The sequence below is a fragment of the Lacrimispora amygdalina genome (assembly GCF_900205965.1).
GTDB lineage: Bacteria > Bacillota > Clostridia > Lachnospirales > Lachnospiraceae > Lacrimispora > Lacrimispora amygdalina_A.
Window position 1 is genome coordinate 210,044 of record NZ_OAOF01000005.1, and the last position, 21,281, is coordinate 231,324.

Consider the following 21,281-nt stretch of genomic DNA (forward strand, 5'->3'; position numbering starts at 1 on the left):
GAAGGGAGGAATTTTCATGAGCAACATTCAAATTAGAAGCAACCGTATTCTCTATTACGGCAACATAGCTGGTTACCTCTCAAGAGAAAAAGCTGTGGTAGATCCCATGTTTCAGACCGATGAGCTGGAGTCCTATCTTACAGAAAAGAGAGGACTGGAGGTGGACTGGAAGCCCGGCACCTTTGAGAGACTGGCGGCAGGAACCATTGATCCGGAGGGCAACGCAGCATTGCTCAAACGCTGCCGCGTGTGGCAGCTTGCACCCGAAGTAGATATTATGATGAAATTCATTAGCTATGATACGCTTACAAGACGCTTCGGGGAGCCGGACTCTGCCAGCTATCAGGTAGTGTATGACGGCGAGGTGGAGACTAATGATTTGGAAGCACTCTATACGAAATTTAATATCGACCACCCACCCGGCTACCAGGGACATAGCTTTTCTATGTCCGATGTGCTGGAGTTGTACGATGAAAATGGCTGTGCATTTTACTACTGTGATACCTGTGGTTTCAAAGAAATTTCTTTTCAGGAGCCGCAACAGGAGCAAGGTCAGGAACCACAAATGAATCTATAATTACAAGTATTGCAGTTGAAGGGCTGCATTTATTCTAGAACTAGGAGGAACTCAAATGAATTCACAGACAACACCTATGAAAATCGACGTGAAGATCGGCTCTATATACCCGGACGGAAATGTTCGCGCCTATGCATCCGTTAATGTGAATGACTGCTTTGCCATTCGCAACATTAAAATTGTTGACAGTACTAAGGGGCTGTTTATTGCAATGCCAAGTTATAAGGCAGGGAGCGGCGAATACAAGGACATCTGCTTTCCGGTTACGAAAGAATTTCGGGAACAACTAAATCAGGCAGTATTTCAGGCTTATGATCTTGTTCTGACACAAAATCATGAACAGAACCAGCGGAAAGCCGAGATGCCTACTTCGGATGAAATGCCAGAACAGAATGCTGGCATACAAATGGCAGGGCTTTGAGGTTCAACATTTTATCATCTGTTATTAAATAATTATTTTGGAGGAAAATTGTCATGAGAAAACCATTAAATAAGGTAAGATACAAAATGTCAGGTATTTCTGCAACTATTGAAAGTAAGCTGGTATCTCTATTTGATAAATCAAAAAATACTCTGACTGTTTCAAACGTATGGAAACTTCTTAGCTCCCAGCGTGGGGAAGGTTTTGTGGATACTGCTATTAAGATTCTAATTTCTGTAGTCATTGGTGCGTTGGTGTTGTCGGGACTCTATGCCCTATTTGGAGAAACGGTACTCCCGACTTTGAAAGAGCGCATTGTAGATATGTTCAACTATGGTAAGTGATTGGCCGCATCTGCTGCAGGGCGGCTTTTTTATTGCTTTACTGGTTGCAGCTACCATATGGGATGTAAAAAAACAGATCATTCCTGACGTGATTTGTCTTGGAATTGCTCTGACCGGGCTTTTGGACTTTACACCGGAAAAATTGTTTGGACTGTTAACCGCTGCAGTGTTTCTGTTTCTTGCGCTTTTCCTGGGTGGTCTATTCGGAGGCGATATCAAATTTTCAGCTGCAGTGGGTCTGGTATTGGGCTTTCAAAAGAGTATGACCGGTATGATTTTAGGACTGATTCTGATGCTGACATTCCATATGATCCATACTCTGATTTGTAAACGGCACAGGAAAGATATAAAAAAATCATATCCCCTTGCACCTTTTCTTTCAATTGGCTGCCTTGCAGCTTATTTTTTATGTTAGGAGGAACATTCATGCGTTTTTTAAAGAACCGCACAGTACTTGGTGTTATTTGTATTATGCTCGCATTACTTATCTGTTTTGGAATTACACCTCTCTATAACCAGAGTATATCGCAGAAAGCAACCATTGTCCGGGTGGTAAAAGAGATTGGAAGCGGAGAGGAGATTACTAAAGATATGGTTCAGTCGGTAGAAGTAGGCAGCTATAACCTACCAGAGCAGGTGGTTCGGCAAATGGATTCTGCTATTGGTAAATACGCAGTAACGGCATTGTCACCTGGTGATTATATTCTAACTTCAAAACTGGCGGCTGCTCCGGCAGAGGAAAATAATTACTTATATGACCTCGATGGAGATAAACAGGCTATATCAGTCAGTATCAAAAACTTTGCACAAGGGCTATCTGGTAAACTGGCATCCGGCGATATTGTCAGTGTCATAGCATCGGATTATAAAAAACAGGGGGCAACTGTTATTCCACCAGAACTGACTTATATCAAGGTCATTGGGGTAACTGCAAGCTCCGGTTATGATCTAAATCAGAATAACATCGAATCCAATCAATCGGCAGAAAAAGAAAAGAAGTTACCTGCTTCTGTGACCCTGCTGGCTTCGCCGGATCAGGCGAAAATCCTGGCAGAGTTGGAATCGGAGGGCAATATCCATCTTTCTCTTGTCTATCGGGGCAGCAAAGAAAACGCAGATAAGTTTTTAGATATTCAAAGTAAACTATTGGAGGCTTTGTATCCTTCCCTAAGCCAGAACAGAACCTCTCAGGCAGACAGTACAGTTCCAGAAGATAGTTCTGGTGATACATCATCAAATGACAGCTCTGAAACGGACACATATGCCAATTCTGCTGTAGAACCGGAAAGTAGGGGGAATGAATGATTAATTTTATGAAAGGAAGTCTTTTTTTCAGGAATCAGATGAAGCCATCCCAGGAGGACTTAAATCCAGATGTTCAGGTGTTAGCGGTGTGGGGCAGCCCTGGCAGTGGAAAGACTACAGTTAGTGTACGGCTTGCCAAATATCTGGCTGCTCATAAACGCAATGTATTGTTGCTTTTATGTGACATGACGGCACCGATGCTGCCATGCATATGTCCGCCGACAGATCTGGAATGTGAACGTTCCCTCGGAAGTATTTTGGCAGCAACTCATATTACAGATGAGCTTATCCGTCAAAATTGTATTACCCTCAAAAAAATGGAGTATTTGACCATCATAGGAATGAAGAAGGGGGAAAATATGTATACTTACCCACCCTATACTACGGAGTTGGCAACGGAATTAATTGACCGTCTTCGGGATATTGCTCCTTATATTATCATCGATTGTAGTAGTTACATTGCCTATGATGTTCTTTCCGCTGTATCTCTTCTGGAGGCTGATTCGGTTCTTCGGCTGGTAAATTGCGATTTGAAATCCATCAGTTATCTGTCCAGCCAGCTCCCGCTCCTAAAAGATCAGAAATGGGATGCAGATAAACAGTATAAGGTTGCATCTGATGTAAAACCAAATCAGGCAAGCGAGCATATTGAGCAGGTGCTTGGAAATGTAACCTTTAAACTTCCGCATTCTGATGAACTTGAGAAGCTGGGATTAGATGGGAACCTCCTTGGAGATCTTTCGCTTAAGGACAGCCGGGGCTTTCGGAAGGAGATAGCAGAAATCGCAAAGGAGGTGTTCGGTGTATGAGAAAAGAACACGTACAAACGGATATCCTGTTGAATCAAACCACCGACGGTAATCAGGAACTGTTTTTTTCTGCGGAAGGGTCGATCAGAGAGTTCCGGCAGGTACTCAAAGAGGTGCAGTCCTATATTTCCAGCAAGTATGCAGCGTTAATCACTGACGGAGATAGCGAAGAAGTCAAGTCCCAGGTGAAGCGCTATATCAGCAAATATGTTCAGGATTACCGCCTGGCAGTTGCCGATATGTCACAATCCCAGCTGGTTGATGCCCTTTACACTGAGATGGCAGAGTTTTCTTTCCTGACTAAATACGTTTTTGGTGCAGGAATTGAAGAAATCGATGTTAATGCCTGGAATGATATCGAGGTGCAGTATAGCAGCGGAGTGACCAAAAAACTAGATGAACAGTTTGAAAGTCCGGCACACGCGGTCAATGTGGTACGACGCATGCTTCATGTTTCCGGTATGGTTTTAGATAATGCAAGCCCCGCCATCTTGGGACATTTAAGTAAAAACATTCGAATTGCGGCTTTAAAATCCCCGGTGGTAGATGAGGATGTAGGCGTAGCCGCTTCCATTCGTATCGTAAATCCTCAGAGTATGCAAAAAGCTGATTTTATCCGGGGAGGCACAGCCACGGAACCTATGCTGGATTTTCTTACGGAATGTCTGCGGTATGGTATTTCTGTCTGCGTTGCCGGAGCTACCAGTTCCGGTAAAACTACACTGGCCGGTTGGCTGCTTACCACAATCCCAGACAATAAACGTATTTTTACCATTGAAAACGGTTCCCGTGAACTGGCACTGATCCGTAAAAAGGACGGCAAAGTTACTAACAGTGTAATCCATACTCTGACCCGGTTCAGTGAAAATGAAAAACAGAACATTGATCAGGATATTCTTCTGGATATGGCTCTGCGCTTTAATCCTGAAATCATCTGTGTGGGCGAGATGCGTGGACCAGAAGCTTATGCTGCACAGGAGTCTGCCAGGACAGGGCATACGGTGCTGACCACCATTCATTCAAATTCATGTGAAGCTACCTGGCGCCGTATGGTTACCCTTTGCAAGCGGAAATACGATATGGCTGATAACACCCTGATGGATCTGGTCACAGAAGCCTTTCCTATCGTGGTATTCGCAAAACAGCTTGAAAATAAAAAACGGCGAATGATGGAAATCATGGAATGTGAAATCCTACCGGATGGCACAAGAAACTATCGGAGTCTGTTTCAGTTTCAAATTACGGAAAACCGTGTAGAGGACGGAAACTTTATTATAAGTGGAAGCCATCAGGCAATACAAGGTATCTCTCAAAGTCTGCAGAAACGCTTTCTTGAAAATGGGATGCCGCAGGATACCTTAAAACGGATTCTTGGGCTGGGAGGTGATATAGCATGACCACAATTCTTTTAGCCTCCTGTATCGGGTTAATAGCCGGCTTTTTCCTCTTATTAGGCTTAGCTCCCATGGAATTTACAGATAGCCTGTTTGGATTTCTGACAAGAAAGAATAAGAGCATACGTTCCGAAATCAACGAGGCGGCCAAGCGGAAAAAGATGTCTCTTTTCCGGCGGGAGATTACAGAGATACAGGAAATTCTAAAGATTACAGAACGGATCGGATGGTTTTCTCTTGTCTGTGCCGCCTCACTATTAGGCTTCGCCACCGGTGTCAGCCTTGCTGTACTTATGAATAATGTATTTCTTGTTCCAGTTCTGGCTGTCGGTATGATGTTTCTGCCATTCTGGTATATAAGGCTGACCGCCAGCCATTACAAAAAAAACATTGCGGATGAGTTAGAAACTGCTTTATCTATTATTACCTCAGCATACCTTCGGAATGAAGATATCGTTACTGCGGTAGAAGAAAGCGTCTCTTACTTAAATCCTCCTGTAAAAAGCGTGTTCGCCGGATTTTTGACAAAGGTAAAACTGGTTAATCCGGATATTGTAGAGGCACTTCATGGCATGAACTCACAAATTGAAAATGAAGTATTCCATGAGTGGTGTGATGCTATCGCAGCGTGTCAGTATGACCGGTGCTTAAAAACGACTCTGACTCCTATCGTAAGCAAGCTGTCCGATATGCGAATCGTTAACGCGGAGCTGGAGTATATGGTGTTCGAACCAAGAAAAGAATTTATAATGATGGCACTCCTTGTAGTCGGCAATATTCCCATTATGTACCTGCTAAACAGAGACTGGTACTATACTTTGACGCATACGGCAGTTGGACAAATTGTTTTGTCGGTATGTGCAGCAGCAATCTTTATTTCAACAGCCTTTGTGATTAAGCTTACAAAGCCCGTAGAGTACAGGAGGTGATGAGATGATGGGACAACTATTTTTTGTTGGATTTTTACTTGCGTCAGGACTGTTCTTTCTTTTGGCAGATGTTTTGAAGCTCCCCACTTTGAGTACGTCAAAAGCTATGCGGGGAGCAGGAAGCAGTAGTAAAAGAGCTTCTGGAACCCTGGAAGCCTGGTTGATGTCCGGTGCAGTAAAGATGTCTAAATACATTCGATTGGACGAATATAAGCACAGTCGTATGAGCAATGTTCTAAAAGCGGCCGGTTATTCTATGACCCCGGAAGTATATGAGGCATATGCTCTCACAAAGTCCGGAGCTATTCTGTCCGGAATTATTCCATGTCTGATCCTGCTTCCGTTGCTTACTCCTATTGTGGTAATCCTTGCGGTACTGTCATATTTCAAAGAAATCCGAAAGGCGGACGAACAGCTGAAGGTAAAAAGGGATCAGATTGAAGGGGAACTGCCGCGGTTCGTGGCAACCATAGAGCAGACCTTAAAAGCCAGTCGTGATGTACTGGCTATGTTGGAAACATACAAGAAGAACGCCAGCTCTGCTTTTGCTCAGGAGCTGGGCATACTGACGGCCGATATGCGTTCCTCCAGCTATGAGGCAGCACTGACTCGATTTGAGGCAGGATTTAATTCCCCCATGTTATCCGATGTAGTCAGAGGACTCATTGGCGTCCTAAGAGGAGACGATAGTGCTGTATATTTTCAAATGCTGGCTCATGACTTCAAGGCGCTGGAACTTCAGCGTTTAAAAGGTCAGGCACAGAAGGTCCCTTCGAAGATCCGTGTGTATTCCTTTGTGATGCTGATGTGTTTTCTGCTAACCTATCTGGTTATCATTGCGATTCAGATTATGGATTCTTTAGGCAGCATGTTTTAGGAGGAATTTATGGTTAAAGATGAAAAGAGACAGAAAGAGGATAGTGGGAGCATGTGCTATGGCGTATCACGTTCAGAGAGTGGGAGAGATGGGGGACACTATGTTATAAAACTTAGACGAGGTGGTACATTTATACAAAAACTTCTGCGTTCTCAGTGTGGGGAGGGATATGTTGATGTGGCGGTACTGGTTCTGTGTGTTATGCTGGTGATTGCCGTCGGGGTCAGTGTTCTGCCGGTATTTATCTCCAAAAATAAGCTGGACATCTATGCAAGTGAGCTTTGCCGTGAAGCAGAAGTAGCAGGAGGTATTGGGACGGAAACCACCCGTAGAGCACAGATATTAACGGAACAGACAGGTCTTAAACCGGATATTTCATGGTCCCAGACTGGAAAAATCCAGCTGAATGAAGAGTTTACGGTAACTTTAACCATGCAGACAGATATCGGGATTTTCGGAGGTTTCGGCAGTTTTCCTATTACTCTGGCAGCTAAGTCATCTGGTAAAAGTGAGGTGTATTGGAAGTGACAACTGTTAAAGTTGGTGATATACTAAAAAGTAAGAAAGGTTCGTCTTTTCCTCTTACCGTTGCAACAGCACTTGCCCTTTTACTACTTCTGTGTGTTATTTCGGAGGGCCTCCGATTGATGATTGTTGCACAAGGTGTTCGTGATGCAGTACAGTCCGCTGTGATTTCGACTGTAAATGACAGCTATGATGACGTATATCACGGTGTAAGGGAAGGTTACTCGGGAGCATATCAGCCGTTTGCGGGTGATTTTGAGGAAAGTTTGGATTATGGTGATATTTACAGTCGTTTGGATCAAGTGCTTGGATTAAGACAGGAAAAAGGATATCATGTGAAATATGCCGGGAGCACAGCCGAGTTCCGATTGTCAGCTCTATCTGTCAGTTTAGATAACATGACGTTTGCTCCTGCAATTCCTGACAATTCCAATGGTCTTTTGGTTGATACGACAATCCGGTTGGAAGTTCCGGTATCTTTTGGAGGAAACTTCCTTCCGCCTATGACAATAAATCTGAAGGTTATGGCTAAATATATGCCTTTATTTTAAGTTCTCACATATGTACCATAGACTTGCGAAAGGATCTGTGGTAATGTGTGTTACTGAATAAAGGAGAAACTTATACTGAAAGAGGGGGAGATTTGAATGAAACTATCTGACAGGAAAAAGAAATGGGGTATTGTCACAGGAATCGGTTTTATGTGTATCATCCTGGTAATTGCAATTGTTTCCAGATTTAAGACGGAGACACTTGTTGAAGCAGAGGCAACTACCGCTGCGTTGATAACAACTACAGATTCTCCGACCATTTCAACACTGAGTGTCACGGGAGAGGAAACGACAACTCCGGTTACTACGCAAGAAGTAAGCGTTCAGCCGATTACTTCCACAGAAGCGGATATACAGAATATGGATACCGGAGATTCAAGCGGTACCGAGCAGAGTATTCAGACAGAGGTAACAAAACCCGCTGAACCTTTAGAAGAAGCAAAAAAAGATCCGACTAAAACACCAAGCGGAGAAAAAGTAACTACTGCGGTTCAGGCGGAAGAGAGCGAGGTCCAATCAACGACAGCACCTACGCAAACATCATCGTCAGAATCAGAAGATAATCATGAAGGGGAAATTTATGTTCCCGGTTTTGGTTGGGTAGAAGATAATGGTGGTAGCGTATCTGGAACGACCGCTGAAGATATGTTTGAAAATGGAAATAAAATTGGTTCAATGGATTAAATGTAACAATAATCAGAAAATGCATCACCTTAGATTTATGGGGGGTGCTTTTTTTGTGGAAGGGAGCAGTATGAGAGGTATTATTCATCTGATTCTTATGATTCTTATGGTGACCTTATTTCCAGTAGCAGCCTATGCAATCGGCGACGGAAACATTGACAATGGTGGAGGAAGCATGGGACAGGGAACCTCACAAAACAGTTGGACTCCGGGAATGGAAGGGGTTCGGGTAACTGTGGTGGAAACTGAGAGTCGAAAATCGGTCACGACACCCATTGATCTTACAAATAAGAGATTAAGCAATATTTCATGTTCATTTGGAAAGGTTTGCAAGATTTCTTATTCGGAAGGAGCTATCCTTGCTTTGGATAAAGGAGCATATCAGTTCGTGAACCCAAGTCAGTCTCTTCCGAAGATTATCAGTTCCCAAAGTCTTGGAGCAGCCAGCATTGAGGCGATAAAAAGTTATTTCACAGATGAACAGGTCATACGAAGCATCGCAAATCAGACAGGAATGGATTATGATGTATTGATTGGTGGAAGGTATAAGCTGTTGCTGGAACCAATTATATATGTTAAATTTCAGGGATTATATATGGCAATGACGGCAACAGAAGCAGCCATGTATGATGAATTAACAAGCGGAGCGGTACGTGCTGTGCTTCCAACGTCTGCTTTTCAAAACTTACCTCTTTCCATGTTTTTGGAGGCGGAAGATTTGGGGTATCCAGCATGGAGTGGACCAAAAACAGGTATTCGAACTAATCAGGAAATAAAAACAGCCTTGGGTTTGGGGATTGTTCGATTTAAAGAGACAGATATACCGCCAGAAGCTGAGGACTATGATTACGAATATAGAATCAACACAGAGGTGATTACCTCAGTAACTGTTAGCGGTGAGCAAGCTGATCCAGATAATCCTGTAAAAGTTAAATTTACCGTTGGGAGTGAGACTTATACAGTAAGTGGTGTGTATTATCCGGAGGGAGATAGTCAGTTGGTTTGGGTAAGGTGGACGACACCTTCTACTCCACAGACCATGATTATACGTGTATTTGCGACAGGAGGAGGTGTGGTAAATAAGGGGACAATTACCGCAAAGATTGTAGACCTGTTAGGAAACGACCCTCCTAATCCACTGGCAGATGATCGTAACGACTCATACACCGCCTCATCTATACCAAATAATACCCAGAAGACCTCGGCGTCATGGGGAGTCTGGCACCCATGGTGGCAGGAGAATTGGGTGTGGCATGACGGAAATGACGATGATGATGGGTATTGGGAAGATGAGGGATGGTGGGGTGCGACTTGTTAGCTTACAAACACTATTCTATAGGAATAAATCCTATGGACGAAAGACCGTATAGTGCTAAAAAAGCTGGATGGCAATGCTATCTAACTGTAACTATTGATAGGTGGAATGATGGAGTAACGCCCTGAAGCACCTACCCTAATACTCCGATTAGCATTGCATAATAGCATATGCAGTGTTAAAAGCTCGGTGAAGTCGGCTGTATGCACTCGCTATATCGACAGTGGAAACACATCGTTATGGCAAAAACAAGCTATAAAAGGCTGTGGGTGATAGGTCGGGGGTCTATAAAATATCTATGGTGAGAATGAGAGAAAATCTCTGACGAATATTTGAATGAAAGGGTCTAAAAGCCGAAGTTGTCTAATTGGCAACTAAGCAAATTGCTGGTGTGTGAGGTAAAGTAAAATTCCCACCCATGAAATACCTTATGCCGTTACAGGCGGTATCAAGCACACAGGCTCATAGGATACACCTAAGGATATATGCAAAGATAGAAAGTTACGGAACAAGGGAAAGTTAGAACACGAACACAAATAATTGTGGGAAAGTGATTGCTATATCTGTGTTGGCAGAGAAAATGAAAAATTAATATAATCTGCCTTTATCTAACTGAAAGCGGTGGCACGAGCGATGAAGTTGCTGTAATGGCAATGGAGCAACAGCCACTAGTCAATATAAATGAAAACAAATACAACGATGCTAAACAAGGTTCTCTTACGACTAAAAGATGCGGTATTCCTGCAAAGGAGGAAACAGACTTGTTTGTAAAACACAAAGTCAGCAAAAAGCAATCCCTGCGTAACAATGAATACTACGATATGCAATCCATTTTTGACAGGCTATACAGGCAGTCGGCACAAGGAAAATCATTTGACAGACTGCTTGAAAGCATTGCATCAAGAAACAATATTTTACTTGCTTACAGAAATATCAAAGGGAACAAAGGCAGTCAAACAGGTGGTGTAGACAATCTGAACATCAAAAGCATAAATGAAACCAATACAGATATTCTGGTGGAAAAAGTGCAGAAAATGTTCGACAACTACTGTCCCGGAAGAGTCAGACGGGTAGAAATACCAAAATCGGACGGTAGCGGAAAATTTAGACCGCTTGGAATACCAACTATTTCTGACAGACTGATTCAGCAATGTATCTTACAGGTTTTAGAGCCGATTTGTGAAGCAAAATTCAGTGACAACAGTTATGGGTTTAGACCCAACAGAAGCTGTGGAAATGCAATATCAAAAGCGATGAACTGTATGCAGCAAAAGCATATGCACTATTGCGTAGATGTTGATATTAAAGGCTTCTTTGACAATGTTAATCATGGGAAATTGCTCAAACAGATGTGGACTTTAGGACTAAGGGACAAAAAACTGCTGTGCATTATCTCGAAAATTCTAAACAGCGAAGTTGTTCTGCCAAACGGTGAGGTTATCAAAAGCGACAAAGGCACACCGCAAGGCGGGATAATCAGCCCCCTGCTTTCCAATATCGTGTTGAATGAATTGGACTGGTGGATAAGCAACCAATGGAGTAGCAAGGAATTAAAAGAAATTACTCCGAAGTTCAATAAGCGGGGCAATCGTGATAGGGGCGGCGAATACAAAAGGTTGAGAACCAAAACCACCCTCAAAGAAATGCACAGTGTGAGATACGCTGATGATTTTAAGATTTTTACAACCGATTACCATACGGCTAAGAAAATATTTGTGGCGGTAACACAATGGCTAAAAGAGAGGCTTGACCTCGATATTAGTTCTGAAAAGTCCACGATAACAAACCTCAAGAAAAATTACACCATATTTTTGGGGTTTAAGCTGAAGCTGCATTCAAAAAGCAATAAACAGGTTGTTAAAAGTCATATGTCAGATAAGGCGAGAAAGAAAATCATTACAGAATATATAAAGCAAGTAAAGCAAGCCCAACGCTCCAAATGTCCTAATAAGGATTTGTGGTTGCTGAACAGCAAGGCAATCGGATATCACAATTACTATCAGATAGCCACAGGGTGTAGCAAAGATTTTGGTAGTATCGCATTTATCGTAAGGAGAGCCATAAAACACAGGCTTAAACCCAAACGAACAGGAACAGCAATAGGATATATCAAGGACAGATACGGTGGCAGTGTACAAGTTAGCTTTATCGGGAATACAGCAATCGTGCCAATTAGCTATGTACAATTCGTCATTCCAGTGGATAAGAAAAGAAGTGTAAACAGTTATACCGTAGAAGGCAGAGCAGAAATTCATAAGAAGCTTGCCAATATGGATATTTCAATTCTTCACTATTTGATGGAAAATGTACCTCAAGGTACAAATGCTGAATTTTACAACAATAGAATTTCCCTATACAGCGGTCAAAATGGAAAGTGCTTTATCACAGGTAAACCGCTGGAAATGGAAAGTATGCATTGTCATCATAAAATTCCAAGATGTATCAGAAAAGATAATAGTTACTCAAATTTGGTGTGGGTTACTGCTGATGTTCACAGACTGCTTCATGCAACAAAAGCAGAAACAATTGAGCATTACAGAAGCCTTGTTAATCCGGACAAGAAGCAACTGTCTAAAATCAACAAGTTAAGAGCCATGCTGGAACTCCCCTGTTTGTAAAGGAAATCACTTTGTGTTTAGTTAAAGTATCATTAGATAAGTTGAAATTTATATTGATGGAACGCCGTATGAGGTGAAAGTCTCACGTACGGTGTGGAGTGGGGGAAAAGTTAGAGATGACATCAAAGACTTACCTATCACTATAATTTGACTGGAATTCATATAGTGCAAGTCTTTCGGCCTCTATGAGAATCACTCCGGATGAAAAAGACCCAACTGCTTCAGACAAAAATTTAAAAAGTGGATACGGAATCAATCAAGCTACAACTGCTCATGTTAGTACCAATCAATCATCAGCTGTGACGAATGTACAGACGGCCTTGACTTACTTTCCTGAATTTCAATACCAAACCTACTGGAGAAAGCTGGATCAGACTCAGTCAGGATATAATGCAAAGTTTGAATTCCCGATTAACAAATTTTCAACCTATAAACGGCGGACGCATTTTACACCCATTTGGATGCCGAATGGCAGCTATACCCCGTATACCTGGCTATTCGATTGCTGGACACCAGATGGTATGCTATCCATGAATCTAACTGATTCGGTGTATATTCTAGGAAGCCTTTGGGACGATTGGCATATCGCTCCTGTAAAGCCCTGATTGAAAGAAGAAAAAGGAGTGCACTGTTAACTTAGTAGTTTATTCTAAAATTAATGAAAGAGGTGCAATTTCAATGAAGCTAAAACGTATCCTTGTGATTTTTAATATAGTATTCTTGCTGATTTTCCTGTTTGCAATGACTGCACTCGCTGCTGGAAGTGGTGATGTTGCTGGAGCCATTGAAAGTACGTGGAATGATGCGTCCAGCCAAATAAAGACTGTTGTTAACAAGGTTGTATTTCCGGCTATTGACTTAATTTTGGCAGTCTGCTTTTTTGCTAAACTTGGGACTGCATATTTTGATTATCGTAAGCATGGTCAGTTTGAATTTGCTGCTCCTGCTATTCTTTTTGCTTGCCTTGTTTTTACTTTAACTTGTCCTTTATATATCTGGGGCATTTTAGGCATATAGGCAAAGCAGTAGCCGTTGCATCTTTGGTTCGATGCAACGGCTCAACTTCGTGATAAGTAAGATTTTATTTGGTTGGACTATTTTTCAAAATCCCGTGCAATACTCATTTTATTCGCCCAATGATTTTCTTAAATCTATAACATAAGTTTCTTGCTGCTTTTTAAGATATGACTTTACAAATAAATTCATAATGGGATTTGCGACTTTAACTTCTTCTGTGAATTCAATCTTAGTGCCAGATCCGTCTTTTGAAAAAAGCCCAATCCAATGCCCGTTCATATTTTTGTTTTTCATATCAAATTCATAGCGTTCATATGGATTTTTAATCGTAATAGTAAACTGAGTTTCAAATCCATCTTTCGTAAATTCAGTAAAGCTATTGCCATCATCAGACACTTCAATTCTTACTACATTACTACGCCAAGTATACGCTGTATTGTCAGTAACAATGTTCCAAACGGTTTCGATTGGACTACAAAAATTTGCTATAATAGTTGACTCTTTTATCTTTTCCACCTTCTTGTTACATAAATTCGCTTCTTAAGCGTAAACTTCGATTACTACCTTTTCAAAAATGTCTTACTGAGTAGAAAATCTAAGAAGAGTTTACCATAGAGGCGAAATGGATACAAGCAACTCATTATGAATTAGCAGAAAAGCACAGAGAGTCAATTTCCCCTGTGCTTCTCCTTCTCCATTTGCTTATCACCCTTACAAAACATCAATCATAAGCTGAAATACTAGTCTGCTGGTTTCAGGATCGCGGCACATAAGTCTGTCAAGCAATTCATCGGTAAAGCCTTGTGCAAACACTACCGCAATTGGTGCAAGCAGAAACCGCTTTTTCAGTCTTAAGTTGAGTTCTTCCATAAATGGCTCACCTACAATCTGAGAAATTTGGTTATAAAACTCCTTCAGTCGGAAGAAATCAATCGCATCCTCTATAATTTTCACTTGTTCTTTTACAAAGCATTCAGTTGCATAAGCTTGCAGCTCGTCTTCAAGAAAGACGAGAAGCATATATAATTGCGTGTTATTTTCCTGAAAGGATAATTTTTTTCTCTGCGCTTCATAAGTTTCCAATATCGAATGGTAAAGAGGGTGTGGGCTATCTGGCTCAGTGCCGTCCAATACATGAAGGCATAGGCTCTGGAATTCACCGCACCCCATAAATCCATCGCTAGCGGCCTCATAAGTAAGTACTGTGTTGACGCCCTCGAAAAAGAGGGAGAGGTAGCAGTCCAGCAAATAGCCTTGTGTTCCAAGTCTCTGCTGGATCTGCTTGGCAAGCCTTAGAAGTGACAAGAGGGAGTCTCCGGAGTATTCAACTTCCTGCCTCCCCAGAAAACTGGATTTGTGTTCAAAAATATTCATAGTATCCCGACCTTTCATAATGTGGTCGGGAATTTCCCGTATTATAAAAGCGCATGCAAAGGCGGGGGTAAGTACACCCCATTTCCCATGCACACGTTTATTTTTTCATCTTGTGCCGCACCGACAGATGCAGTATAATAACCTTGTCGTGGTGCCGCTTTGCGGTTGTGCTGGGTGCCGAATCACCTTAGCGCAGGGTTGATGTGTTACCGCACATCAGCCTGCCATGACGTTTTTTATTGTCGGGGAAACCCCGCCAATACCATGTAAACTCAGAAAAGATAAAATGTCAAGTAATGCTTTCCGAATCTCTCGGAGGGCATTTTTTAATTTAATGAAATGGAAGTTAATTAGATGTAAACTGACTTAATTTGTATTGATAGGAGCCTGAAAGGGCTCTTTTTTTGGAGGTGATGCCATGTTCATATGGGACTTTGTAGCCGATACGGTGCTGGGTCAGATTCTTGATTGGATTTATAGTCAGATTATAGGATTTCTCGGAAATTTCTTTTCTGCCATGGGGGGTATGGGTGCGGATCTGTTTGAGATGAGCTGGGTTAAGTCAATTGTGCTGTTTTTTGTTTACCTGTCTTGGTCGCTCTATGGTACCGGGCTGGTAGTGTCCATGTTTGAATGTGCGATTGAATATCAGTCCGGAAGAGGAAGTATCCGAGATACTGCTCTTAATGCTATTAAGGGCTTTATGGCGGTAGGACTGTTTTCTACAGTTCCGGTAGAACTTTACAAGCTGTCTATTTCTCTGCAGAGCAGCCTGGCAACTGGCATAACCGGCTCTGGAAGCGGGTTAAACACTCTTGCAGGCAACATTATAAGCGAGCTTTCCGCAGCAGGCAGCCTTGAAAGTGCAGGCAGCCTTGGTGTTTTCGGCGGGCTGGGCATAATCACCAGCCCCATCATGATGTTATTTATCCTAATTATGATGGGCTATGCCGTAATCAAGGTGTTTTTTGCAAATCTTAAGCGCGGAGGAATTCTGATCATTCAGATTGCAGTGGGGAGTCTATATATGTTTTCTGTTCCCCGTGGATACATCGATGGTTTTACTGGCTGGTGTAAGCAGATTGTAGGTCTGTGCCTGACTGCTTTTCTACAGGCAACCATTCTCATTGCTGGTCTGATGGTGATTAAGGATAATGCTCTGCTGGGGTTGGGTCTGATGCTGGCAGCAGGAGAAATTCCCCGGATCGCCGGAGCTTTCGGGCTGGATACCAGTACGAAAGCCAACTTTATGAGTGCTGTCTATGCAGGGCAGACAGCCATGAATATTACAAAGACCATTGTAAAGGCGGTGGCGAAATGAAGCTGGTATATATCTGTTCCCCCTATGCAGGTGAGGTTGAACGAAATATAAGGTTTGCACAGGAAGCCTGCCACTATGCCATCTCGCAGAACTGTGCCCCGGTGGCGGTGCATCTGATTTATCCTCAGCTGCTGGATGATATGGTTCCTAAAGAACGGAAAATTGGAATTCAAATGGGACTTCGGATACTCATTACATGTGAGGAATTATGGCTGTGCGGTTCCTGCATCAGCACCGGAATGCTTTACGAGCTTAAAGAGGCCGAACGGCTGGGTATACCAGTTAGGAGAGTATCAGAAGAGGATATTATGGAGCATAGAAAAATAAGAAAGGAATTTATGCCAGAGGAAGAGCCATCCACCGGAATACGATATTGATAAAGCCGTTAAATGTCGACAGCCTATATGATGGACTGTAACGATTTCATGTGTGGAGCATGTGCTCCGGGGAATCGCCTATTTACTAAATTTAGAAAGGAACAGGAGGAATACGCATGTACATCTATCCCGATAACTTAAAATCAAGGGCCACACTCTGGTTGTGGCAGCTGCGGGATATTGGCATCATCGGAGTGGGGCTTTTAATATCTGTGTTTGCATTTGTGCAGCTGTGGCTTTTGCCACCTATTGTGATCACCACTCTTTATGCCTTTTTAACAATACGTTTTGATGATATCAGTATCCTTGACTTTATTAAATATTCCTGTGCTTTCTTTTTAACGAAACAGCAGACCTACGAATGGGGGTATCCAAAATGAGTAAAGAAAAGAAAAGTACAAGACAGCGTCAGGTCACCCGTCAACTGATTGGAACCAGAGAGGTGATGGATTATTGTCTTGAAACCTACAGGAGCGATCGTCTGGTATTTTTTATGATTAAGCCCACAAATATTTCTGTTTTATCAGAAGAAAGTATATCAGCTCGTATATATGCGTTGATGACTGTTCTCAAAGGCTTTGCCGAGCTAGAGTTCCTTTGTCTCAATAGCCGGGAGAGCTACGAGGATAATAAGCGATTTTTGCGAAGCCGTATGGATCAGGAAGATAAACCGGCTGTGCGGAAGTTGCTGGAGTTGGATCTCATTCATCTTGATCGTATACAGGTGCAGATGGCAACAGCGCGGGAATTCCTCGTTATCATACGGCTTTGTAACGAAAAGGAAAGCGAGGTTTTCCCTTATTTAAATCGCATAGAGAAAATCTTGCGGGAGCAGGGATTCATTGCACAACGAGCTGGCAAGGAAGATATTAAGCGATTACTGGCAGTCTATTTTGAACAGAATGTTACAACCGAAAAATTTGAGGATTATGACGGTGAGCGTTGGGTAATACTTGGTGATTAATATCTTAGTCTTGCATTGAATAAATAACCAAAACATGGTAAAATATCATATTAGGAATAGAGAAGAAAGGAGTGGATAGCTTGGATTATAAAGTAATACTTCAAAAGAGAGATGACTACGAACAAATTAAAGATTCACTCCCTGAAATAACGGTAAAAAGCTACGCACAGCAATTTGAACTACAATATACACATAATTCTACAGCAATTGAAGGGAACACACTTACCCTTCTGGAAACTAAGGTAGTATTGGAGGAAGGGCTGTCCGTAGGTGGAAAAAAACTCCGAGAAATTTATGAGGTCATTAATCATAACAAAGCCTATCAGTATGTAAAAGACTGTATCGCAGAAAAAAAGCCTTTGGACGAGCATATTATTAAGGATTTACATGCTATTTTAATGGAGAATATTATGATTGGAGGAATATATCGGAATGTAGATGTTTATATTTCTGGTGCCTCCCATACTCCGCCGAGCCCTAACGAAATGTATCGTCAGGTAAAAGCATTTTATATGGATTTGCAGGATAGAGCAATAGAAAATGTAATTGAGCTTGCAGCCTGGACCCATGCTGAGTTTGTGAGAATTCATCCGTTTGCTGATGGAAACGGAAGAACATCCAGATTGATTATGAACTATCAGCTGATGGCTCATGGCTTTTTGCCAATATCTATCGCGAAGGAAAACCGTCTGGAATATTTTAATGTTTTGGAAGCTTATGCAGTTGAACGGGATATTACACCATTTACAAATATGATTGCATCCCTAGAGGAAGAGCAGCTTGACCGCTATCTTGGAATGGCAATTTCACAGGAACAAACACAGCAACAACAACTTTAACTAGAAAGACTTCCAGTAATGGGGGTCTTTCTCTTTACCAATTTAATATTCGGCAACCGCAATCCGTCACTTTTTAGTGGCGGTTTTTTTGATTTAAATGAAACGAAAGGAGTTTGCCCATGTCGAAAAAAAGCAATCCTGATAGTATATCGCAAAAGGATATTCGAATTCAGGAGTTTCTTGATATGATTGCGCCCTCGGTAATCAAGTTTAATACTGATCACTTTATATGCGGCAATACCTACCGATGTGTGTGGGCACTTCGCGAGTATCCAACCGCTACTGATGAACAGGCTATCCTGCGTCATCTTGGTGAAAAGGACGGCGTGACGCTGCACCTCTATACCCGTCATGTTACCCCGGTAGAGGAAAAGAAGATCATCTCAAATGCTGCAAATAAAAACCGTATGCAAAGTACCAGTACGCAGGATTTACGGCAGACGGTCACAGCGGAAAGTAATCTGCAGGATGTTGCAACTATCGTGGCGCAGATGCATCGGAGCCGGGAACCACTGCTTCATGTTGCTGTGTATATAGAGCTGACTTCCCATGACTATGACCAGCTGAAGCTCTTACAGACGGAGGTTTTAACCGAACTCATACGGAGCAAGCTCAACGTAGACCACCTGATGCTGCGCCAGCAGCAGGGATTCCAGTGTGCCATGCCATCTGGTTATAACGTGTTCGGAGATCAGTTTGAACGGGTGCTTCCTGCCAGCTCGGTCGCAAACCTGTATCCCTTTAATTACTCCGGCAAGACCGATCCCAACGGCTTCTACCTTGGTAGAGATAAATTCGGAAGTAACATTCTGGCGGATTTTAACCGCCGTGCTGATGATAAAACCAATGCTAATATCCTCATTCTTGGAAATTCCGGTCAAGGCAAGAGCTACCTTCTTAAGCTCATTTTATGTAACCTGCGGGAATCCGGCATGCATATCATTGGACTAGATCCCGAAATGGAGTATGAGGAACTGACCCTCAATCTCGGTGGCTGCTTCATTGACCTCATGTCCGGCGAATTCATTATCAATGTATTGGAGCCAAAAAGCTGGGATGAAACCGGCGACCCGAAGGATACAGAGGCACCCCAGGCATTCCGGCAGAGTAGCAAGCTCAGTCAGCACATCAGTTTTTTAAAGGATTTTTTTCGTACCTATAAGGACTTTACCGACAGAGAAATTGACACGATTGAAATCATGCTGGGTAGGCTTTATGAGAAATGGGGTATCACCGACCGAAGTAATTTTGACCGTTTAAAGCATACGGATTACCCCATTCTTTCTGATTTGTACGACTTTATCGAGACAGAATACAAGAATTTCGATGAAAGTCACCGACAGCTCTATACAGCAGATTCTCTGCGGGAAATTTGTCTTGGACTCCATTCCATGTGCAAAGGAGCAGAGTCTAAGTTTTTCAACGGCCATACCAACATCACCAGCAATGATTTTATAACCTTTGGTATTAAGGGTGTGTTAAATGCCAGTAAAAATCTGCGAAACACCTTACTGTTCAACGTATTGTCCTATATGAGCAATGAGCTTTTAACTACGGGGAACACCGCTGCCAGCATTGATGAACTGTATCTGTTCCTGACGAACCTGACCGCAATTGAATATATCCGCAACTTCATGAAACGTGTACGTAAAAAGGAAAGTGCAGTCATTCTTGCCTCGCAGAATTTGGAGGATTTTAATGTAGAGCATATTCGAGAACTGACCAAACCACTGTTCTCCATCCCGACTCATCAGTTCCTATTTAATGCAGGCTCCATTGATGCAAAATTCTACATGGATACCCTTCAGCTGGAGAGATCTGAATTTGAGCTTATCCGTTATCCCCAGCAGGGTGTGTGCCTTTATAAATGTGGCAATGAACGCTATAACCTGATGGTTCATGCACCGGAGCATAAGGCAAAGCTGTTCGGAAATGCAGGCGGTCGCTGATGACCGTCCGGAATATATGGCGAAGGGAGTATAACTCATGGACATGAAGGAACAGCGGTTTGGCATTGAAATTGAGATGACCGGCGTGACTCGTGAACAGGCAGCAAAGGTTGCCGCCGAATATTTTGGAACTGCCAGCCATTACGACGGCACTTGTTATGATACCTATTCTGCGTTGGATTCTCAGGGGCGTAAATGGAAGTTTATGAGTGATTCCAGTATTACTGCACAGAAAAAATCCGGACGTCAAATCGTTTCCGCGCCAAGTGAATACAAAACCGAGATGGTTAGCCCTATCTGTCGCTGGGAGGACATCGAAACGGTACAGGAGCTAATTCGCAAGCTTCGGGAGGCTGGTGCAATTACCAACAGCTCCTGTGGCATTCATGTGCATGTGGACGCATCACCTTTTGACGCAAACACGCTGCGCAATATCACCAATATTATGGCAGCCAAAGAGGATATGATTTATAAGGCTCTGCAGGTGACTGTCGACAGACAGCACCGATGGTGTAAGCCGGTAGAAAGCCGCTTTCTGGAGGAACTAAACCGTAGAAGACCCAAAACGCTGGATCAGGTCAGCAGCATCTGGTATAACGGCACGGATGGCAGCCATGAGCATTACCATGACAGCCGCTACCACTGCTTAAATCTGCACAGTGTATTCCAGAAGGGTACGGTGGAGTTCCGTTTATTCAACAGCACTACCCATGCCGGCAAGATTAAAGCGTACATTCAGCTATGTATGGCGATTTCGGCACAGGCCCTTAATCAGCGCTGTGCCAGCCGAACCAAGACACAGACCACCAACGAAAAATATACGTTCCGTACTTGGCTGCTGCGCCTTGGTCTTATCGGAGATGAATTCAAAACCGCAAGGCTGCATCTGTTGGAACATCTGGAGGGCTGTATTGCCTGGCGTGACCCGGCACAGGCCCAGCAGCAGAAAGAACGATTACGGCAGAAAAAAGAAAGGCATTTAGAGGAGGCGGAGCAGAGTATTTCGGCGCAGCCGGAGTCAGTAACAGAATACGAAACAAATCAGGCCGGGGAAGACGAGCAAAACCACGGTCTTACTATGTCCATGTAGA

24 protein-coding genes and 1 pseudogene are annotated in these 21,281 nt (G+C 42.8%); 23 read left to right on the plus strand and 2 right to left on the minus strand.

What is annotated here, in order from left to right; translation table 11 throughout:
• Nucleotides 1-16: 16 nt before the first annotated feature.
• The 16 genes and pseudogenes from CRO04_RS09510 (at nt 17) to CRO04_RS09590 (ending at nt 13,366) form a co-directional block, all read left to right on the plus strand.
• A complete protein-coding gene (locus CRO04_RS09510) occupies nt 17-577 on the plus strand; it encodes a YodL domain-containing protein (RefSeq protein WP_097003999.1) in 561 nt (186 codons plus the stop codon).
• A 55-nt stretch (nt 578-632) separates the two neighbouring features.
• Nucleotides 633-998, plus strand: coding sequence for a SpoVG family protein (locus tag CRO04_RS09515; protein WP_242974411.1), 366 nt, complete (start codon nt 633-635; stop codon nt 996-998).
• A gap of 53 nt (nt 999-1,051) precedes the next feature.
• A complete protein-coding gene (locus CRO04_RS09520; RefSeq protein WP_097004000.1) occupies nt 1,052-1,342 on the plus strand; it encodes a DUF6133 family protein in 291 nt (96 codons plus the stop codon).
• Nucleotides 1,332-1,757 (plus strand): prepilin peptidase, encoded by a 426-nt coding sequence (locus CRO04_RS09525; protein WP_097004001.1) that lies wholly within the window; start codon nt 1,332-1,334, stop codon nt 1,755-1,757. Before CRO04_RS09520 ends, CRO04_RS09525 begins: the two co-directional genes overlap by 11 nt.
• 11 nt (nt 1,758-1,768) lie before the next feature.
• On the plus strand, nt 1,769-2,647 hold the full coding sequence (cpaB, locus tag CRO04_RS09530) for a Flp pilus assembly protein CpaB (protein ID WP_097004002.1): 879 nt from the start codon (nt 1,769-1,771) through the stop codon (nt 2,645-2,647).
• Nucleotides 2,644-3,456: an AAA family ATPase gene (locus tag CRO04_RS09535; RefSeq protein ID WP_097004003.1), complete on the plus strand. Its 813-nt coding sequence runs from the start codon at nt 2,644-2,646 to the stop codon at nt 3,454-3,456. The genes cpaB and CRO04_RS09535 overlap by 4 nt, the downstream gene beginning before the upstream one ends.
• Nucleotides 3,453-4,853: a type II/IV secretion system ATPase subunit gene (locus CRO04_RS09540; RefSeq protein ID WP_097004004.1), complete on the plus strand. Its 1,401-nt coding sequence runs from the start codon at nt 3,453-3,455 to the stop codon at nt 4,851-4,853. Before CRO04_RS09535 ends, CRO04_RS09540 begins: the two co-directional genes overlap by 4 nt.
• Nucleotides 4,850-5,779 carry a type II secretion system F family protein gene (locus CRO04_RS09545; RefSeq protein WP_097004005.1) on the plus strand — a complete coding sequence of 310 codons (930 nt, stop codon included), beginning with the start codon at nt 4,850-4,852 and terminating at the stop codon, nt 5,777-5,779. The genes CRO04_RS09540 and CRO04_RS09545 overlap by 4 nt, the downstream gene beginning before the upstream one ends.
• A gap of 4 nt (nt 5,780-5,783) precedes the next feature.
• Nucleotides 5,784-6,656 carry a secretion protein F gene (locus tag CRO04_RS09550; protein ID WP_330400815.1) on the plus strand — a complete coding sequence of 291 codons (873 nt, stop codon included), beginning with the start codon at nt 5,784-5,786 and terminating at the stop codon, nt 6,654-6,656.
• Between the two features lie 132 nt (nt 6,657-6,788).
• Entirely contained in the window at nt 6,789-7,184 is a 396-nt protein-coding gene (locus CRO04_RS09555; protein ID WP_097004071.1) for a DUF4320 family protein, read from the plus strand.
• A complete protein-coding gene (locus CRO04_RS09560; RefSeq protein WP_097004006.1) occupies nt 7,181-7,732 on the plus strand; it encodes a hypothetical protein in 552 nt (183 codons plus the stop codon). Before CRO04_RS09555 ends, CRO04_RS09560 begins: the two co-directional genes overlap by 4 nt.
• A gap of 96 nt (nt 7,733-7,828) precedes the next feature.
• Nucleotides 7,829-8,416 (plus strand): DUF6550 family protein, encoded by a 588-nt coding sequence (locus CRO04_RS09565; protein ID WP_097004007.1) that lies wholly within the window; start codon nt 7,829-7,831, stop codon nt 8,414-8,416.
• A 70-nt stretch (nt 8,417-8,486) separates the two neighbouring features.
• Nucleotides 8,487-9,734 carry a hypothetical protein gene (locus CRO04_RS09570; protein ID WP_242974412.1) on the plus strand — a complete coding sequence of 416 codons (1,248 nt, stop codon included), beginning with the start codon at nt 8,487-8,489 and terminating at the stop codon, nt 9,732-9,734.
• An 818-nt stretch (nt 9,735-10,552) separates the two neighbouring features.
• Nucleotides 10,553-12,349, plus strand: a complete 1,797-nt coding sequence (gene ltrA / locus CRO04_RS09575; RefSeq protein ID WP_242974420.1) for a group II intron reverse transcriptase/maturase — start codon at nt 10,553-10,555, stop codon at nt 12,347-12,349.
• Between the two features lie 146 nt (nt 12,350-12,495).
• Nucleotides 12,496-12,954, plus strand: a pseudogene (locus CRO04_RS09585) (hypothetical protein); the annotation flags it as partial.
• 73 nt (nt 12,955-13,027) lie between these two features.
• Complete coding sequence (locus tag CRO04_RS09590; RefSeq protein ID WP_097004009.1) at nt 13,028-13,366, plus strand: DUF3852 domain-containing protein; 339 nt, start codon at nt 13,028-13,030, stop codon at nt 13,364-13,366.
• 108 nt (nt 13,367-13,474) lie between these two features.
• Here the strand turns inward: CRO04_RS09590 and CRO04_RS09595 are convergent, their stop codons facing one another.
• Nucleotides 13,475-13,882, minus strand: a complete 408-nt coding sequence (locus CRO04_RS09595; protein WP_330400820.1) for an SRPBCC family protein — start codon at nt 13,880-13,882, stop codon at nt 13,475-13,477.
• A 195-nt stretch (nt 13,883-14,077) separates the two neighbouring features.
• Nucleotides 14,078-14,740: a hypothetical protein gene (locus CRO04_RS26580; protein WP_207654427.1), complete on the minus strand. Its 663-nt coding sequence runs from the start codon at nt 14,738-14,740 to the stop codon at nt 14,078-14,080.
• Nucleotides 14,741-15,158: 418 nt separating this feature from the next.
• Here CRO04_RS26580 and CRO04_RS09605 point away from each other — a divergent pair, with 418 nt between their 5' ends.
• The 7 genes from CRO04_RS09605 (at nt 15,159) to CRO04_RS09635 (ending at nt 21,280) form a co-directional block, all read left to right on the plus strand.
• On the plus strand, nt 15,159-16,061 hold the full coding sequence (locus CRO04_RS09605) for a conjugal transfer protein TrbL family protein (protein WP_097004010.1): 903 nt from the start codon (nt 15,159-15,161) through the stop codon (nt 16,059-16,061).
• A complete protein-coding gene (locus tag CRO04_RS09610) occupies nt 16,058-16,438 on the plus strand; it encodes a DUF4406 domain-containing protein (RefSeq protein ID WP_097004011.1) in 381 nt (126 codons plus the stop codon). Before CRO04_RS09605 ends, CRO04_RS09610 begins: the two co-directional genes overlap by 4 nt.
• A gap of 116 nt (nt 16,439-16,554) precedes the next feature.
• Nucleotides 16,555-16,818 (plus strand): hypothetical protein, encoded by a 264-nt coding sequence (locus CRO04_RS09615; protein ID WP_097004012.1) that lies wholly within the window; start codon nt 16,555-16,557, stop codon nt 16,816-16,818.
• Nucleotides 16,815-17,402 (plus strand): hypothetical protein, encoded by a 588-nt coding sequence (locus CRO04_RS09620; protein WP_097004013.1) that lies wholly within the window; start codon nt 16,815-16,817, stop codon nt 17,400-17,402. Before CRO04_RS09615 ends, CRO04_RS09620 begins: the two co-directional genes overlap by 4 nt.
• Before the next feature lie 80 nt (nt 17,403-17,482).
• Nucleotides 17,483-18,241 (plus strand): Fic family protein, encoded by a 759-nt coding sequence (locus CRO04_RS09625; RefSeq protein WP_097004014.1) that lies wholly within the window; start codon nt 17,483-17,485, stop codon nt 18,239-18,241.
• 119 nt (nt 18,242-18,360) lie between these two features.
• Complete coding sequence (locus tag CRO04_RS09630; protein WP_097004015.1) at nt 18,361-20,190, plus strand: VirB4 family type IV secretion system protein; 1,830 nt, start codon at nt 18,361-18,363, stop codon at nt 20,188-20,190.
• Nucleotides 20,191-20,227: 37 nt separating this feature from the next.
• Entirely contained in the window at nt 20,228-21,280 is a 1,053-nt protein-coding gene (locus tag CRO04_RS09635; RefSeq protein WP_097004016.1) for an amidoligase family protein, read from the plus strand.
• Nucleotide 21,281: the final 1 nt, after the last annotated feature.